The organism is Hungatella hominis, assembly GCF_014288005.1.
GTDB classification, from domain to species: Bacteria; Bacillota; Clostridia; order Lachnospirales; family Lachnospiraceae; genus Hungatella; species Hungatella effluvii.
Genome location: NZ_JACOPB010000034.1, coordinates 1 through 15,896, shown reverse-complemented (window position 1 = coordinate 15,896; position 15,896 = coordinate 1). Strand labels below are relative to the sequence as shown.

Annotated in this window: 21 protein-coding genes and 1 pseudogene; all 22 read left to right on the top strand. The window is 42.9% G+C overall.

Annotated elements, in window-relative coordinates; translation table 11 throughout:
- Position 1: 1 nt before the first annotated feature.
- Positions 2–349, top strand: coding sequence for a DUF2190 family protein (locus tag H8S75_RS31365; protein ID WP_187024821.1), 348 nt, complete (start codon positions 2–4; stop codon positions 347–349).
- Positions 346–612, top strand: coding sequence for a hypothetical protein (locus tag H8S75_RS31360; protein ID WP_187024820.1), 267 nt, complete (start codon positions 346–348; stop codon positions 610–612). The genes H8S75_RS31365 and H8S75_RS31360 overlap by 4 nt, the downstream gene beginning before the upstream one ends.
- On the top strand, positions 609–941 hold the full coding sequence (locus tag H8S75_RS31355; protein WP_243270543.1) for a hypothetical protein: 333 nt from the start codon (positions 609–611) through the stop codon (positions 939–941). Before H8S75_RS31360 ends, H8S75_RS31355 begins: the two co-directional genes overlap by 4 nt.
- On the top strand, positions 938–1,564 hold the full coding sequence (locus H8S75_RS31350; protein WP_187024819.1) for a phage tail protein: 627 nt from the start codon (positions 938–940) through the stop codon (positions 1,562–1,564). Before H8S75_RS31355 ends, H8S75_RS31350 begins: the two co-directional genes overlap by 4 nt.
- A complete protein-coding gene (locus H8S75_RS31345; protein ID WP_187024818.1) occupies positions 1,557–2,105 on the top strand; it encodes a hypothetical protein in 549 nt (182 codons plus the stop codon). Before H8S75_RS31350 ends, H8S75_RS31345 begins: the two co-directional genes overlap by 8 nt.
- Positions 2,102–2,413, top strand: a complete 312-nt coding sequence (locus tag H8S75_RS31340; protein WP_187024817.1) for a hypothetical protein — start codon at positions 2,102–2,104, stop codon at positions 2,411–2,413. Before H8S75_RS31345 ends, H8S75_RS31340 begins: the two co-directional genes overlap by 4 nt.
- 4 nt (positions 2,414–2,417) lie before the next feature.
- Positions 2,418–3,869: a phage tail sheath family protein gene (locus H8S75_RS31335; RefSeq protein WP_187024816.1), complete on the top strand. Its 1,452-nt coding sequence runs from the start codon at positions 2,418–2,420 to the stop codon at positions 3,867–3,869.
- A gap of 3 nt (positions 3,870–3,872) precedes the next feature.
- Positions 3,873–4,406, top strand: a complete 534-nt coding sequence (locus H8S75_RS31330) for a phage major tail tube protein (RefSeq protein WP_187024815.1) — start codon at positions 3,873–3,875, stop codon at positions 4,404–4,406.
- Positions 4,407–4,420: 14 nt separating this feature from the next.
- Positions 4,421–4,780: a hypothetical protein gene (locus H8S75_RS31325; RefSeq protein WP_187024814.1), complete on the top strand. Its 360-nt coding sequence runs from the start codon at positions 4,421–4,423 to the stop codon at positions 4,778–4,780.
- Between the two features lie 141 nt (positions 4,781–4,921).
- Positions 4,922–8,521, top strand: coding sequence for a phage tail tape measure protein (locus H8S75_RS31320; protein ID WP_187024813.1), 3,600 nt, complete (start codon positions 4,922–4,924; stop codon positions 8,519–8,521).
- Positions 8,522–8,535: 14 nt separating this feature from the next.
- Complete coding sequence (locus H8S75_RS31315) at positions 8,536–8,763, top strand: tail protein X (RefSeq protein ID WP_187024812.1); 228 nt, start codon at positions 8,536–8,538, stop codon at positions 8,761–8,763.
- A 54-nt stretch (positions 8,764–8,817) separates the two neighbouring features.
- Positions 8,818–9,378, top strand: a complete 561-nt coding sequence (locus tag H8S75_RS31310; RefSeq protein WP_187024811.1) for a hypothetical protein — start codon at positions 8,818–8,820, stop codon at positions 9,376–9,378.
- A gap of 50 nt (positions 9,379–9,428) precedes the next feature.
- Entirely contained in the window at positions 9,429–10,460 is a 1,032-nt protein-coding gene (locus H8S75_RS31305; RefSeq protein WP_187024810.1) for a phage late control D family protein, read from the top strand.
- Between the two features lie 10 nt (positions 10,461–10,470).
- Positions 10,471–10,797: a hypothetical protein gene (locus H8S75_RS31300; RefSeq protein ID WP_187024809.1), complete on the top strand. Its 327-nt coding sequence runs from the start codon at positions 10,471–10,473 to the stop codon at positions 10,795–10,797.
- Positions 10,798–10,809: 12 nt separating this feature from the next.
- Positions 10,810–11,199, top strand: a complete 390-nt coding sequence (locus H8S75_RS31295) for a phage tail protein (protein ID WP_187024808.1) — start codon at positions 10,810–10,812, stop codon at positions 11,197–11,199.
- A gap of 11 nt (positions 11,200–11,210) precedes the next feature.
- Entirely contained in the window at positions 11,211–11,516 is a 306-nt protein-coding gene (locus H8S75_RS31290; RefSeq protein WP_187024807.1) for a GPW/gp25 family protein, read from the top strand.
- Positions 11,509–12,660, top strand: a complete 1,152-nt coding sequence (locus tag H8S75_RS31285; RefSeq protein ID WP_243270542.1) for a baseplate assembly protein — start codon at positions 11,509–11,511, stop codon at positions 12,658–12,660. Before H8S75_RS31290 ends, H8S75_RS31285 begins: the two co-directional genes overlap by 8 nt.
- Positions 12,653–13,225: a phage tail protein I gene (locus H8S75_RS31280; RefSeq protein ID WP_187024805.1), complete on the top strand. Its 573-nt coding sequence runs from the start codon at positions 12,653–12,655 to the stop codon at positions 13,223–13,225. Before H8S75_RS31285 ends, H8S75_RS31280 begins: the two co-directional genes overlap by 8 nt.
- The gene (locus tag H8S75_RS31275; RefSeq protein WP_187024804.1) at positions 13,218–13,844 is read left to right on the top strand and encodes a phage tail-collar fiber domain-containing protein; all 627 of its coding nucleotides are present in this window, start codon (positions 13,218–13,220) and stop codon (positions 13,842–13,844) included. The genes H8S75_RS31280 and H8S75_RS31275 overlap by 8 nt, the downstream gene beginning before the upstream one ends.
- Before the next feature lie 11 nt (positions 13,845–13,855).
- Positions 13,856–14,662: a collagen-like protein gene (locus H8S75_RS33200; RefSeq protein ID WP_187024803.1), complete on the top strand. Its 807-nt coding sequence runs from the start codon at positions 13,856–13,858 to the stop codon at positions 14,660–14,662.
- A gap of 6 nt (positions 14,663–14,668) precedes the next feature.
- The gene (locus tag H8S75_RS31265; RefSeq protein ID WP_187024802.1) at positions 14,669–15,418 is read left to right on the top strand and encodes a hypothetical protein; all 750 of its coding nucleotides are present in this window, start codon (positions 14,669–14,671) and stop codon (positions 15,416–15,418) included.
- 16 nt (positions 15,419–15,434) lie between these two features.
- Positions 15,435–15,896: pseudogene (locus H8S75_RS31260) on the top strand (hypothetical protein); the annotation flags it as partial.

The window sequence follows — 15,896 nt, the reverse complement described above, 5'->3', positions numbered from 1 at the left end:
AATGACGAAAGCAAGCTATCTTCAGAGAGGGGAATCTCTGGATTATAAAAACAGTACAGACGCAAGGATTGAAGCGGGAAGCATTATCTCGCTCGTGACTAGGATCGGAGTGGCTGGTACGGATATAGCTCCGGGAGAAATCGGATCAATCCATGTATGCGGTGTGTTTAAGATGGCAAAAACGAAGGCAGTAGATATCCCGATGGGAACTGCCATTTATTTTGATGGAAAAGGAATTACAACCGATGAGAATGACGGGAATGCAGATAATGCCTATGTTCCTGCCGGATATGCGTCAGCCGATGCGGCCTCGGACGACGATATGATTCTGGTTAAACTGCCAGGATGATTCTGGTAGCTGTAAGCCCAATTCTATTTAGATCAAAGCAGTATCTTCCAGGTGATAAACTTCCAGATGATACTGACTTTGTGGACGCATGGATCAGGGCAGGAAGCGCTGTATGGAAAAATAAAGACAGCAGCAGGCCGGCTGCTGTAAAAGCAGAACCAGCAGCGGCATTATCAGGACTTGTTGGTGATGCTGTAAATTCTGACTCCCATGAAAATTTAATCGGGCGTGTTCCACAGACAGAAAAGAGGCGAAAAAAATGATGGGGTTTAAGGAATTGGCTGCGCGCGATATACGGAATGTATTCATAAATCCAGAAGAATTCGGAGAGCATCATGTAGTCGATGGAAAGCAAATGGCCGTTATCATTGACGGAATGGAAGTTGTGGAACGGAGTAAAAAGCAGGTAGAGCAGGGACGCATTGACGGTATTTATGAGAAACAGATCCTTATTTACGTCAGCAGAAATGAATTTGGGCCTCTCCCGACAATTGGAAGGAGACTTACGCTGGATCGAAATAATTACCGGGTAACAGACGCTGTAGACGAAGGTGGAATGTATTCAATTACTCTGGGGGCGGTTAAATCATGAGCGTGACGATTCAGATGCAGATTCCGGACGAATTGATCAAAGGGATCGAACAGAAACTTGACGGAATCAAAAAGCCTGAGAGTGTTATAAAAACCGTAGTGAACAATACTGCAAAGCAGACACAGAAACTACTGGTCCAAAAGGCATCAAAAGTATATGCAGGAGAGGCAGCCAGGAAATCAAAAGTACTGGCTGCCTCTCCTGTTCAAAAGGCAACAACGGGATCACAAACTGCAACTATTCGCTTTAAATCACCGGTCCACGAGATTAAAGAATTTCACGTTTCCAGTCTACAGATTAGTAAGACCTATTATAGAAAAAATGGACAGCGTGGTAAAAAGAATATCAAAGGGAATGTACTAAGTGGAAGGTCAAAAGTTCTGGAAAATGCTTTTGTAGTACAGTTCAAGAATGGACATATTTCGGTAGTCAGCAGGATTCCGGGAACCCATATGAAAAGCAATCCTAAAAAAGAGAAACTTAGAAAGCTTCTGTCACCGTCTTACAAGGTAATGATCGGAAGTGAGCGGGTATTCGGAGAATCTAGCGACGCGATAGGTGCCATTATGCATAATGAAGCAGAAAAAGTACTTGAAAAAATTTTAGGAGGCAAAGGTGACTGATAATACAAGAGCAAGGACACCATTGCTTGCACTTAAAGCCATGGTAAAAGAAGTGCAGGGTATTACGCAGGATATGCGGTTCTGCGATCCGGCGGGGAAAAGGCCTGTTCCTTTATCGGTTTATGAGCAGGCGCTTCCAATTCCTAAACGTAAGGCCCCACCTCCAGAGGAAGACGTATTCCAGACAATTGATTATCAGGAAGAAATAGAAGAAGATGCGGTTTTTAAGTGCCCATGGTGTGTGGTGAAACTTGAAAATGGAAGTATACCGGGGATCAATGAGATGCAGGAAGTGACCTTTGCTGTATGTTTCGGGATTTTTAATGAGAGTTTGGATAATAACGGGCATATGGAAATTATGAATCTGATCCAACGGGTATATGAAAGGTTCTCTGTCAATCCGTTTTTAGATGGACAGTACACCTGCACGGGAAAGTTTGAGTGGGCGGTTCAGGATGAGGATACTTATCCTTATTATTTTGGAGCAATTCTGACAGGATTTAAATTTCAGGGATTCAGAAGGGAGAATAAATATCTATGATAAAAAAAGAAGAAACAACTGCCACAGAATTAGTGGAAGAAAATAAGCCAGATACAGTGAAATCATCTGCGAAGAATTCTGGTCCCAGAATCTATATAGGGCCGAGCTTAAGAGGAGTTACAACTGGGACTGTGTATAAGGCGGATCTGACACCAGCGTTGGCGGAGGTAATTAAGGCATTACCGGCTATTTCCGAACTGGTAGTACCTCTGGGCACTTTGACGGCAGCAAACCGGGAGCTTTCTGTGCCTGATTCTGCACTGAGAAGGATATACCAGATGGCGGAAGATTATAAGAGAGGAGAATAAGAATATGACATACAAGCATCGTATCGAGACTCAGGAGATTGATACACAGATTACAATCCCAGTGCAGGGAACCGCAGGTCTCCAGGTGGTGGTAGGAGTGGCACCGATCAATATGGCCGAGAATCCAGAAAATGTCACGAATGTACCAATTGTTGCTTACAGCTTTGCTGAAGCACAGAAGAAGTTGGGATACTGTAATGACTTTGAAAATTATTCCCTGTGCCAGTCTATGGATGTAAGTTTCCGGATTTTTGCGGTTGCCCCTGTGGTTTTCATTAATGTTCTGGATCCCCAGAAACACAAAAAAAATTATACAAAAGAGAGTATATTGATTGCTTCCAGGAAAGCGACGATCACAGATACAGGAATTCTGCTGAAAACGTTGAAGATTGAAACGAAAGAAGGCGAAACTCTGACTGTGGATACGGATTATGTTGCAGTATTTAATACTGATGGTGGAATTGATATTACTCTTCTGACCACAGAGAAGACCACGAATGCTACAGTGCTGAAAGCAACGGGAGATCAGTTAGATCCTACTATGATAACGGAAAACGATATTATCGGAGGATATGACGCGGCGACAGGAAAAGAAACCGGTCTGGAGGTAATCCGGCAGGTCTATCCAAAATTCGGAGTTATTCCTGGAATGATCCTTGCTCCAGGCTGGTCGCAGAAGCCGACAGTGGCAGCGGTTATGTGTGCAAAAACGGAGGATATTAATGGAGTTTTCTCCTGTGAGACAGCCATTGATATGGATACGGAAGTTACTAAGGTATATACTGGGATAAAAAAGGCAAAGGAGGAACTTGCGATTACAAGCCCTCATGCAATCTTATTGTGGCCGAAACTGCGTCTTGGAGAAAAGTCCTATGCTTTTTCTGCTGTGTGGTCAGCCATGACGGCCTATACGGACGCGCAGAACAATGACGTTCCCGTGAAAAGTCCTTCAAATGAGCTTTTGAAGGTAAGCGCTGCGGTACTGGAAGATGGTACTGAGGTGATTATTGATACAGCTATGGCTGAGGTGGTCAATTCCGAAGGAATTGTAACAGCAGTCAATGACGGGGGATGGAGAGCATGGGGAAATGAGACAGCTGCCTATCCAGGAACTACGGATCCGAAAGACAGGTGGATCTGCTGCCGAAGAATGATGAGCTGGTACAGAAATCATTTTATCCTTACATATAAGAACCGGGTTGATGATCCGGCAAATTCCCGTCTGATCGAGTCACTGGTAGACTCAGAAAATTTGTATTTGAACAGTTTGACATCAACGGGGGATATTGCCGGTGGAGTGATCAGTTTTAATGAGGAAGACAATCCAGTTGAATCCATTCTTGATGGAACTATTATATTTCAGACGAAAATTGCATTCTGGACACCAGCAAAGTATATTCTCAACAAAATTGAGTTTGATCCGACGATTATTCAAAACGCGTTAGGAGGCGCATAAGTCATGGAATTCAACAATCTGATTATCCCTGAAGTAATTAATGGGTTTAATGTTTATGACAACAATGGGAATGCTCAGGTAGGCGTTACTGCCGAAATGAGCCTTACTGATTTAGCTAGCAAGGTAGCGACAATCACTGGTGCAGGTATTGCCGGATCATATGATGTTCCAATTTTGGGCCATTATGATTCGATCACACAGGATATTCCGTTTAGAATCCTTTATAAACCGCTTTTTGAGTTTGCAAATCCAATGAAACAGGTGGGCTTTAATATCCGTGGGGCGATACAGGTAACGGATAAATCCACAGGAGTATCCGATCTTGCGGGATTTCGTTATGTTGTAAAAGGGCGCTGTAAAACAATTTCTCCGGGTACACTGAAGCAGGGGGATGTGATGAGTGCAAAAATCAGTATAGAAGCCACATATATCCTGTATGAGATTGACGGAGAAAAGCTGATTGAGATCGACAAGCTTAATAATATTTGCCGTATTTCTGGTGTTGACCTCATGGAAAAAGTACGGAAATTGTGTTAAGGGGGATTTGAGTGATGATAGAAAAAAGAGAAGAAATTTTACAGGAGGCTGCTGGGCAAGCGGCCTCTTCTGCTATAAAGAAACCATCATTGATTGTAAAACTATACGATTCATACCTGTTTGATGGTCAGGAAGTGACGGAGATCGATTTAAGCGGTCTCTATGATATGACTGCTGAGGATATGTTTGCAGTTGATGAACAAATGAGGAGACTGGGATATTCTGGTCAGAACCCGGAAATTACAAGGCAGTATGCATTGCTGACAACAGCTAAGCTGAATGATAAGCCATGGGAGTGGTGTAATCGTATGAAAGCCAGGGATGCGGTACGGATTAAAAATGTTGTATCCGGTTTTTTTTACATGAGGGGTTAAGCCCGGATGATTCGGTAATAATAAGGGAAAATTGCGTTCGCTTATCAATGGTGACACATACCGGCCTTGATTATTTATTTCGGCTTCCATGGTCGGAACTCCGCTTGATATTTAGCGCCGTAGCAAAAGGAGGGATTTCAAGTGGCAAATAAAGAGTACGAGCTTGCCATAAAAATTGCAGGTATGGTGGAGCAATCGCTCAATGAAGCATGTAATCTAACGAAAAAACAACTTCGGGCAGTTGCCAAAGAAGCCGCTGCCTCAAGTAAGGAAAGCGTGAGCTTCGGCGACGCAATGAATAGGGCCGGAAGCGGAATTGACAGTTTATGGGGCGGCGCCACGCAAGCCGTCAAAACTACAGCGGAAGCCCTTCTTGCGGCCGGAGCGGCGGCCGGTGTTGTTGGTGGCCTGGTAATCAATGTAGGTTCGGATTTTGAATCAGCTTTTGCCGGTGTGAAAAAGACTGTAGATGCAACGGATCAGCAGCTGGCCGATTTGGAAGAAGGTCTGCGGGATATGGCTAAAAATATGCCTATGACAGCGGTGGAACTTTCCGGGATTGCAGAAGCAGCAGGACAGTTAGGAATACATACAGAAAATATTGAAGAATTTACGAAAACAATGGCCGATCTATCCGTGGCTACGAACCTTTCTACGGAAGAGGGTGCATCTCAACTGGCGAAATTTGCAAATATTACTGGAATGGCTCAGGATAAGTTTGAAAATCTGGGCAGCAGTATTGTTGATCTGGGAAATCATATGGCAACCACGGAAGCTGATATTGTTGAAATGGGTATGCGGTTAGCTGGAGCCGGAACTCAGGTGGGGATGTCAGAGGCTGATATTATGGGACTTGCGTCGGCTTTATCCAGCGTGGGGATTGAAGCAGAGGCCGGCGGATCTGCAATGTCAAAAATGATGGTTAATATGCAGCTCGCCGTTGAGACAGGGGTTGACGCATGGGGGCCGCTGGAAGAATCACTGGCAAGAACCGGCCATACAACAGCCCAGGCTGAGTCCGCTGTAGCAACTGGAGGTAAAGCACTTACGAATTTTGCAGCCGCAGTGGGATGGAATGCTAAGCAGTTGAAGGCATCTGTAAAAGAGGCGCAGGAAGCAGCAGGAAGTTTACAGGATTTTGCAGATGTCGCCAATATGACTTCTGAGGAATTTGCGGCAGCTTTTAAAGATAATGCAGCCAAAGCCATAGGTGCATTTGTTTCGGGATTAAATGATACCGATCGTCTGGGACAGTCCGCAATTGTAACATTAGATTCTATGGATATTAAAGAGGTACGCCTCCGGGATACCCTTTTAAGGGCAGCCAATGCCAGTGGTCTGTTTAATGATGCGATCGATATGGCAAACAATGCTTTTGAAGAAAACACAGCGCTGACGAAAGAGGCGGATCAGAGATATCAGACTTTTGAAAGTCGCCTTGACATGGTGAAGAACAGAGTAACAGATATGGGGATTACCTTATATCAGGATTTCAGAGACCCGTTATCGGACTGTCTTGATGTTGCACTTGACTTTACAGAGTCGGATCTGTTTGATTCTTCAAAAATAGAAAAGTTATCGAAGGATTTTAAAAAAAGCATCCCTACAGTGATCAGGCAGGTTGATGATGCAAAAGATGCATTTATAGATTTTGCACATCCTCTTTTTGAGATTGGAGACTGGATGATTGAAAATCCGGATGTGATAGCAGGAACACTGGCGGGAATCGGGACTACAATCGCTTCTTTAAAGTTGGCCCAAACTGTAACGGGAGTGGCTGGAGCAATGAAGGAGCTTGCGTTTGCAATGGCAAGTAATCCAGTAACGGCTACGATTGGTCTGGCCGCTTTAGCCGGTGGAGCCATAATTGGTGTTTCAGCAAAAATCAAGATGGCGAATGCGGAATTGAAAAAACAGAAACTTGCGAACAGTTTTGGCGATATTACTTTATCCTTAGGAGAACTTCAGGATGCAGCAAAACAAATATTGGGGGAAGAGGATCTCAAGCAGTTAAGCGCCGCCATGGAGGAACTTGGAAAGGCATCCAATATTGCAGATGATATTAATAATAGCTCTGATGCCATTAGTAAGATCACATGGAAGGTTAATATGGGACTGTCTGTTGATGAAGTGGATACCGGGCAGTTTGAAGATGCAATAAACAGCATGATTGATAACAGCATCGATCTGGTAGAGCAGGCTCAGTATACTGCTCATCTCAATGTCAATACGTTGTTTGGAGAAAATGACGAGACGGGGCAGCAGTTGATCGCCGGATTCGATGCCATGTACAGCGATATCAACGGCGAAGTAACGGAATTAGGCCGCCAGCTGGGTGATGCATATAACAGCGCCATGGAGGACGGAATCATTGATACAGATGAGGCTAAACTGATCCAGGAGTTGCAGTCTCAGCTTGCAAGGGTAACGAACCAGGTGGCACAGTCTCAGGTAGATGCAAAGCTGGAGCGAATCAAGGTAGAATATACCGGAAAAGAGTTGGATTCTGACACATTTCAGAATCTGCAAAAAGAGATACAGGATCAGCTTGATGAAGCTGTAACAGCATCTAATCAGTCTTATGAGTATGATCTTGGTGCCCTTAATCTAAGACTTGAAAGAAGCCGGTCTGGAGATATAGAGATTGGTGACTCTGCTTATCTTACACAAGAAATGTATGACAGCTTGAAACGAGAACTGGATGCCAGTCTGTCTGAAAAACAAATGGAGTTGGAACTAAAAGGACTTAGTTTTCAGACACAGTCTATTACGGATGCCTTTTCAGGAGAATTGGAAAACATAGTTCCACAGATGGGGACGAATCTTTCAAATGCCATGAAAGAGACTCTTAATTATATCGATTGGTCAGGAAATGCTGTTGGTGGCTGGAACTATGATCAGATAGCCCAGTGGCTTAACCTTGACAGCCTTGACAAAACGACCAAAGATGCTATTAAGGATTTATGGAAAAGCATGGAGCCTCAGTTCCAGGATATGCTGGCGATGAAAAAGCAATATGAAGCCGCAGGAAAGGAGATCCCAAAGGACATTTCCGAAGGAATTAATAACGCGGCTTCGATAGGAATTCTTGCAGGAAGCGTGGAAGCACTATACACTGCATTAGGGGATACCGCAGGAAATAGTATGGAATTTCAACAAGTTATCTCATTGATGAAAGAAAATGGAGTATATATCCCAGAGGCATTTTCCGAAGCCATGTCGCTTAATGCTTCAGCTGTTGAGAGTGGCATAGACGATTTGTACAACTATGCTCAGTCATATATGCAAAGCCGATTTGGAAAAATACAGGTTTATGGTAATGTGGATTTCAATATGAAAGTTGGTGAGGTTACAACTCGGCAGTCGTCTACTGCAAATCCTCATGGGGTAGTTGTGAATAAACATGCGGATGGCGGTATTTTTGATACCCCTCACTATGGTGTATTTGCGGAAGAAGGGCCAGAAGCTTTTATTCCTTTGAATGATTCCCCACAGTCAATTTCAATTTGGCGTCAGGCGGGGGAGAGATTGGGAGTACTTGGAGGGAATAACCAGTCGAGAGACGTAAGCTTTACAAACTATTCAGATGAAAAAACTGAAAGACCTATTACCTATTCCCCTGTATATCAGATATATGGAGCCGATGAAGAAACTGTACGAAAGGCAACGATCGACGATTATGAGCGTTTTGAAAAATTTATGGAACAGCACGAAAAAAGAAAGCGTTTAGCATTTAATTAAGGACGGTGATTTTTTTGAAAAAGACATATACCACAGTGAGTGGGCAGACTTGGGATCAGATTGCGCTAGAACTTTACGGGGAAGAACGATATTGTGACAGGCTGATGGAGGCAAACAGGGATAAGTTGGACATTTTTGTATTTCCTGACGGGGTTGTGCTTACACTGCCGGATAAAGATAGTCTTGCAAAAACCAATGTATTAAGTGACTATCCTTCATGGCGGGCAATTTTAAATAGATAAGTTCTTTTATAATCTCCATCTATCTGCTATAATTATCATGAGAGGAGGCATAGTATGAAAAAAAGGCTGTTTTTATTGGTAATTTTTGTAATATTCATTCTGAACGCATGTTCGGGAACAAAAAAGAAAGCAGTAGCCCCTAATGATATACCAGATGATCTTGTCGCAGTATTACCATCCGGCGATGAGTTATATATTTATATGATGCGAGATAGTGCTGAAAAATTAATATATGGTCAAGGAACTCAAGACATTTTAGGGTTAGTTAATTACGAAGATATTAATTTACGTGTGGGATATATCGATGATAAATTAGTATATATGGATTGGGGAAATAACAGTGAAATTTACTTAAAATCAGGAATCTCTAGTGACACAAAATTTAATGAATTAGATTCAAATTTTGAGACATCTAGTGGAGAAAAAGTACAGCACGCTATTAGAAGATTTAAATATGAGGCAGGAAAAAAGATCATAGAAACTAAAGTGAATGAAGGTAGTGGAATCTTGCCATTTGAATATATTAATGTTGTTGTGGATTTTTACAATAATGAATTTAGTAAAACATCGGTATTCGATGTTTATGCAGGAAGGACTGTAAAATTTGATAAATAGCAAAAAGTTAGAGCGCTGAAGTTGGCGCTCTTTTCTATTTGGAGAAAATTATGACAAATGCAAGGTATGTAGAATGTGAAGTGTTATATGACGGGAAAGAAGTTGGATTGTCAAACAGGCTTAAAGCATTGAATTACACAGATAATTCTTCTGGAGTATCAGACGAAATTGTGCTTACCTTCTGTGATCGGGATGCGGACTGGCTCCGTAATGATTTTGTTCCTGAGAAGGAACATGATCTGGATGTGACACTCTGGCTTAATAACTGGAAGCGGGATGGAGACCGGCTGTGCTATCACTGTGGCAATTTTACCTTGGACGATATCACATATTCCGGCTCTCCGCGGCAGTGTATGATCCGCGGTGTGTCTGTGCCAGCCGCGGCGTCTTTCCAGGTTGATCCGGTATCGAAAACTTGGAAACAGGTCACACTTAAACAAATTGCAGAAGAAATGAAGATTAAGTATGGAATGACAGATCTGTTTTACTGGGGAGAGGAACCGGTAATTGATACAGTAACACAGAGCACGCAGACGGACAGCGCCTTTTTGTATGACATCTGTGAGAAACAGGGAATGTTCTTAAAAATATATAAAAAAGCGCTGGTCATTTTTGATAAAGCCGTTTATGAGCCTAGAGGAATCACGGCACGATTTACAGAAAATGATTTCGACGATAACTGGGAATGGAACAGCACCCTGTATGAAACCTATACCGGTGCGACAATATCTTATGTGATTCCGCGGCCAAAGAAAGGATACAAAAAAGGGGATAAGCAGCAAATTATTGAAGTTACGGTTGGAGGGGGGCCGAGGCTGCTTCACATCAACGAAAAAGCTGAAAATGAAGGCGAGGCCCAGCGCATAGCGAAAGCACGGATTAATGCGGAGAATGAGAAGGCAGTAACAATTTCTTTTTCTGCCATAGGTGACCCTGATATAGTTGCAACGTGTAATATAGAGATATATGGCATGGGGCGCTGTGATGGAAAATATTTTGTGAATAAGGTAACTCATAAACTGTCCGGAAGCAGTGGGTATTCTATGACTGTTTCCGGATATCGTATTTTTAGCAGATTATAAGAGGTGGATTATGGATGGAATCCGTGTCGGTTTTGTGAGTACATATGATGAAAGCACCGGAACGGCTGTGGTTTACTATCCCGACAGGTGCCATGAAGTAACGGATAATCTTCCGATATTTTCACCCTTCGGTCTGCGCCAAACGCTTCAGAAGGGTGATACAGTTCTGGTGCTGCACCTGTCCAACGGGCAGGAGGTCGGGATTGTGATAGGAACCTATTCATCTGATGGGGATGTGCCGGCAGCAGGACTCTCGGTCAAAGATGGGAACCTGATTTTAAAAGATTCATCCGGATCCATTACACTGAAAGAGATCATTGCAAAATGTCGAGGATAGAGAGGTGAGCCAATGGCAAAAATAGGAAACTGGGGAAACTATATAAAATTTCAGACAAGTGATGATAAGGTATTAACCTTTGACAGTTTCAAACGAAAAGTATCTGCCAGGACAGCAAAACACAATGTTATAAATGCGCGTCCAAAACTGGAATATTTAGGCCCTGACCTCCAGAGCATTACGTTTCGGATTGAGTTAAATGCTATGCTCGGCGTCCGTCCCAGAAAAGTAGAAGAGAAGCTGATAAAAAAAGTTGGATATGTTGCCCCTCTTGTTATTGGCGGTAAAAAGGTATGTAGCAGGGCAATGCTTACGGGATTAAGCGATGCATATAATATTGTATTGAGAAAAGGTGAGGTACTATCCATGAGCATTGATGTCACCATGACTGAGTATAACTGATGGAGGAAAAGATGAAATTTAAATTTATACCTCAGGGTAACGTTTCGGAAATTCAAGACATTTGCAGATGCTTAACCAACATTTTGAGTATTCCTGCGGGTACGATCCCTCTTGCCCGAGGACTTGGTATTAGTTGGGCAAACCTGTCTAAATTACCAGCAGATATTGAAAATGATGTGGCGACTGAGATTATTGAAAAGGCAGAACAGTACGAGCCGCGTGTGGCCGTCAGCGAAGTGACATTTAATTATGACGACGAAGGTGATTTGATTGCAAACATTATCATCGAGAGAGGAGATGAGGGCGAATATGGCTGACTTGAAGCCAATAGAAGAGTATCCGGACATTAGTTTTATGGACAATTATACTATACAGAAATTAGAGAATGATATGCTTATATGGTTTCTGGAAAAACGGAAGGAGTTAACTGGAGAGGATACTGTTCTCGCCAGCGCGGACGATCGTCGAATTCTTTTACAAACTGGAGCCTATTTTATCTATCAGGGCTATATGTTTTCTGATGATGCCGGGAAAATGGGACTGTTAAAATACAGTCGTGGTGAATTCCTGGAGAATTTGGGAGCGTTGAAGCACATCTCTCGAAATTGTGCTGTAAGTGCAACGGTGACAATGCGTTTTGCATTAAAAGAGCCGCGGCTGACTACAACTGGAATTCCAAAAGGGACAAGACTTACTGCAGGAGATGGGGTCTACTTTTCAACGCTTGAATACGGGGAAATCAGGATAGGAGAGACGATGGTTGAAATAACAGCGGTCTGTATGACTCCTGGAAGTGCTGGGAATAATTATGAGATCGGTGATATTAGTACGATTGTGGATCCGGTCCCATATATTGATGGAGCGGAAAATATTACAAGGCCAGAAAATGGCACTGACATAGAAGATGACGAATCACTCCGGAAGAGAATTTACATGGCCCCATCTGCCTATTCTACAGCAGGGACGAATGATGCATATGCATATTTTGTCAGGGAGTTTAATTCAGAGATTTCGGATGTAAGAATTATATCACCGGCTCCATGTATTGTTGAAATTAGGTACTTGCTTAAGGAGGGAGAGGTTCCGGGCGAGGAATCAATTAGTTCTTTGAAAGCATATTTGTCACAACCATCTATTCGGCCGCTGACAGATCAAGTTGTAGTAAAGGCGCCGGAACTGATACCATATGATCTGAAAGTTAAATATTTCATTAACCAGAGTGACAGCAATCGAGTTATCTCGATTAAAACATGCGTAGAGGAGGCAATAAGGAACTACGAAATCTGGCAAAGATCAAAGATGGGCAGAGATATTAATCCGAATGAGTTAATCCGGCTAATTCTTGTTGCGGGCGCAAAAAGAGCGGAAATCACTTCACCGGACTTTATGGTTGTGGGAGCTGAATCCGTTGCTTCATTGCATTCGGAAACAATATCCTATGGAGGGCTTGAAGATGATTAGACTTAGTGAGGCTGAACTAACGTCTGTGTTGCCTGATTACATAAAAAGCGATGTCGATATACAGGCAATCAGTTATGCCTATAAGATGGGAATACAGAAACTACTTAGCTATTCCGTGCTTTCGGAGTTATATGGGAACATTGATAACCTTCCAGATACCGTTCTTGATCTGTTGGCATTGGAACTTCGCAGTCAGTATTATGATGAGTCTATGAATATTGAGATTAAAAGAAATATTATCCGCAACTCACTAGCATGGTATGCAAAAGGCGGAACCGTATCGGCGGTTCAGGAAATGGTACAGACTGTTTTTGGAGAAGGAAAAGTTATAGAATGGTTTGATTTTGGGGGAGAACCGGGAACGTTTTATGTGGAAACTGATTCAGAGTTGTCACCGGACGGATTAAATAAATTCCAAAGAGTAATTGAACAGGTAAAAAACAGCCGTTCGCATCTCATCAATGTTAAGATAAAACGAAAAATAGAATTGCTGTGTCCTACAGTGGTAGCAGGGTATGCAGCAAGAATCATGATAGCCAGAGTGGGAGGTGAAGGCAATGTTTAAACAAGGAATTGTAACTGCATACGGTGAGGCGTTGGAAGCAAAGGTTCGGCTTGGTTTGACTACGATTGTTTTCACAAAACTTGCTACGGGTGACGGAGAATATACTGGGGATCTACGAGAGCTTAAAGCGCTGGTATCTGAAAAACAGAGATTTGGTATAAGCAGCCTTACTGTGTCAGAGGCAAGTACCGTGAGACTCAGAACAGTGATAGATAACAACGGGATAAGTTCCGGGTACTATATAAAGGAAATCGGCCTATTTGCAATAGATCCTGATGAGGGAGAAATACTCTACAGCGTGATACGAGGTATTGATAGAAAACTTGATTATCAACCATCTGAAAATGAATTTGATAAGGCTACAATGACACTTGATATTTTTGTCAAGACGGTAAGCGCAGAAACAGCAACAATAATGAGCGGTTCTGGGGCAGCAGCTTCTGCCGAAGATTTGAACGAACTCGATTTAAATAAAATAAATGTCGTTTTAATGACTAAAGATATACCTATTGATGATCGAAAGAAACGAACCTATTATCTTAGAGTAACAGATCATCAGACAGTAAATATAACAGATACAATTAAAGTAAGCCCTAACATGGGGCTTAAAATTTTATAAGGAGAGTTATTATGGCGGATTTGCAGAAAGTAAGAGTACAACTTTACGACGGAAATGATGTTTTGATCGGTGACGTGGACGTAATGACCTCAGCGGATTGTGTTACATTTGCTGATGGTGAAACATTTCAGCAAAAATTAAATACAGGGAAACTAAAGGGAGATAAAGGAGATACAGGCGTTGCTGGTGCTGCGGCAACAATTGCGGTTGGAACCGTTACGACAGGTGCCACCGGATCCAATGCTACAGTGACAAATGCGGGAACAGCTAATGCAGCGATATTTAATTTTGCGATTCCGAGAGGAGCAACCGGAGCAACTGGTGCAAAGGGAGATAAGGGAGACAAGGGAGATGCCGGAGCCGCGGGTCAGAAGGGATCTCAAGCATATGCTGGATCTGGTATTACAGGAACCAGCACAACAGCCACTATATTCTCTGGTTCAGGCGTTGCTGCAGCTATGGTAAACGATATATATTTTAACACTTCTGGGTCTTCTGCCGGTAATTTGTATCAGTGCACCGTTGCGGGAGATGCTACTGTTGCGAAATGGGTATATAAAGGATCCTTTAAAGGACCAAAGGGTGACACTGGAGCTACGGGTGCTCAGGGCCCCAAAGGCGATAAAGGCGATGCAGGAGTTACTGGCCCTCAGGGACCCAAAGGCGATACTGGAGCTACAGGTGTTCAAGGGCCAAAAGGAGCAACCGGAGCAACTGGTGCAAAGGGAGATAAGGGAGATCCCGGAGATACAATACGTGTGGGGAGTGAATATGCTACAGCAACTCAGCGGAAAATATTCTTTAAAGTAGTGGGGTGATAGCAGATGGCTGAAATTTATAAAGTGCAAATTGAGGACGAAAATGGTAATATCCATTATCCCCATACGACTGCTGATATTGTTTTTATGGCAGACGGAAAGAACGCGGAACAAACGATAGAAGATGTAAACGGAAAGAAACACACCCACAGCAATAAAACGGTAATTGACAAAATCACGCAAGCATTACTGGATAATTGGACATCAGCCTACACGCACATCAGTGACGCCGTGAAGCATATCACAGCGACAGAGAGAACAAACTGGAATGACGCAAATAGTAAAAAGCACACCCATGCAAATAAGAGCATCATTGATAAACTTACCCAGGCCATGCTTGATAAGCTGGCAGGGATTGCGGCGGGTGCAGAAGTGAATGTCCAATCCGATTGGAGTACAACGGATACGGCGTCTGACGCATACATCAAAAATAAACCGACCTCCATGCCTGCATCTGATGTATCAGCATGGGCGAAAGCCGCGTCGAAGCCTTCTTATGGGTGGACTGAGATAACTGGGAAACCGAGTACTTTTGCACCCTCAACACATAACCATGCAGCGTCTCAGGTTACTCAGGACGCTACACACCGATTTTCTACAGATACTGAAAAGGCAAAGTGGAATGAAATTGACGAGGTAAAACAGAGCCTGGAAAAATATGCGTCAATCACTGTAGCTGGGGAGCTACTTAATCTCCCGGGAGGCGGAGATATTGCGGTGACAGGCGAGATACTTACTATACCGTTAAGAATTTGAAAGGGGAACATAATACATGAGTGATATATCTCAAATTGCTTTAAATGGCGTAACCTACAATATTAAGGACAACACGGCCAGAACGGAAACGGCGATGAAAGTTACGGCTTCTGGAGGGGATACGGCCAACACAAAAATAGCATCGTCTACAACAAGTACAGAAGCTTTTCCGGTGCCTGTAGCTGGAGATACTCACAAAGTGATCTTAGGAAAGATCATTAAGTTTTTTTCTGATTTCAAAGCATTAAAAGATGGCCTTGTTACGATTGGTATGATGTCGAATCAGAATATAAATGATCAGAATAAGGTTCCAACATCTGCATTATTATATAGTGTAAAACAACAGGTTGATAAGGCAAATAGTGATTTAGCTGGTAAGGCTGATATCAACACACTGCCAAAGACGGTACATACCTCAATTACTGGTACTGGATCTGATTATTATGATATATCTTGTCCTGGCATTAAATACGGTGCC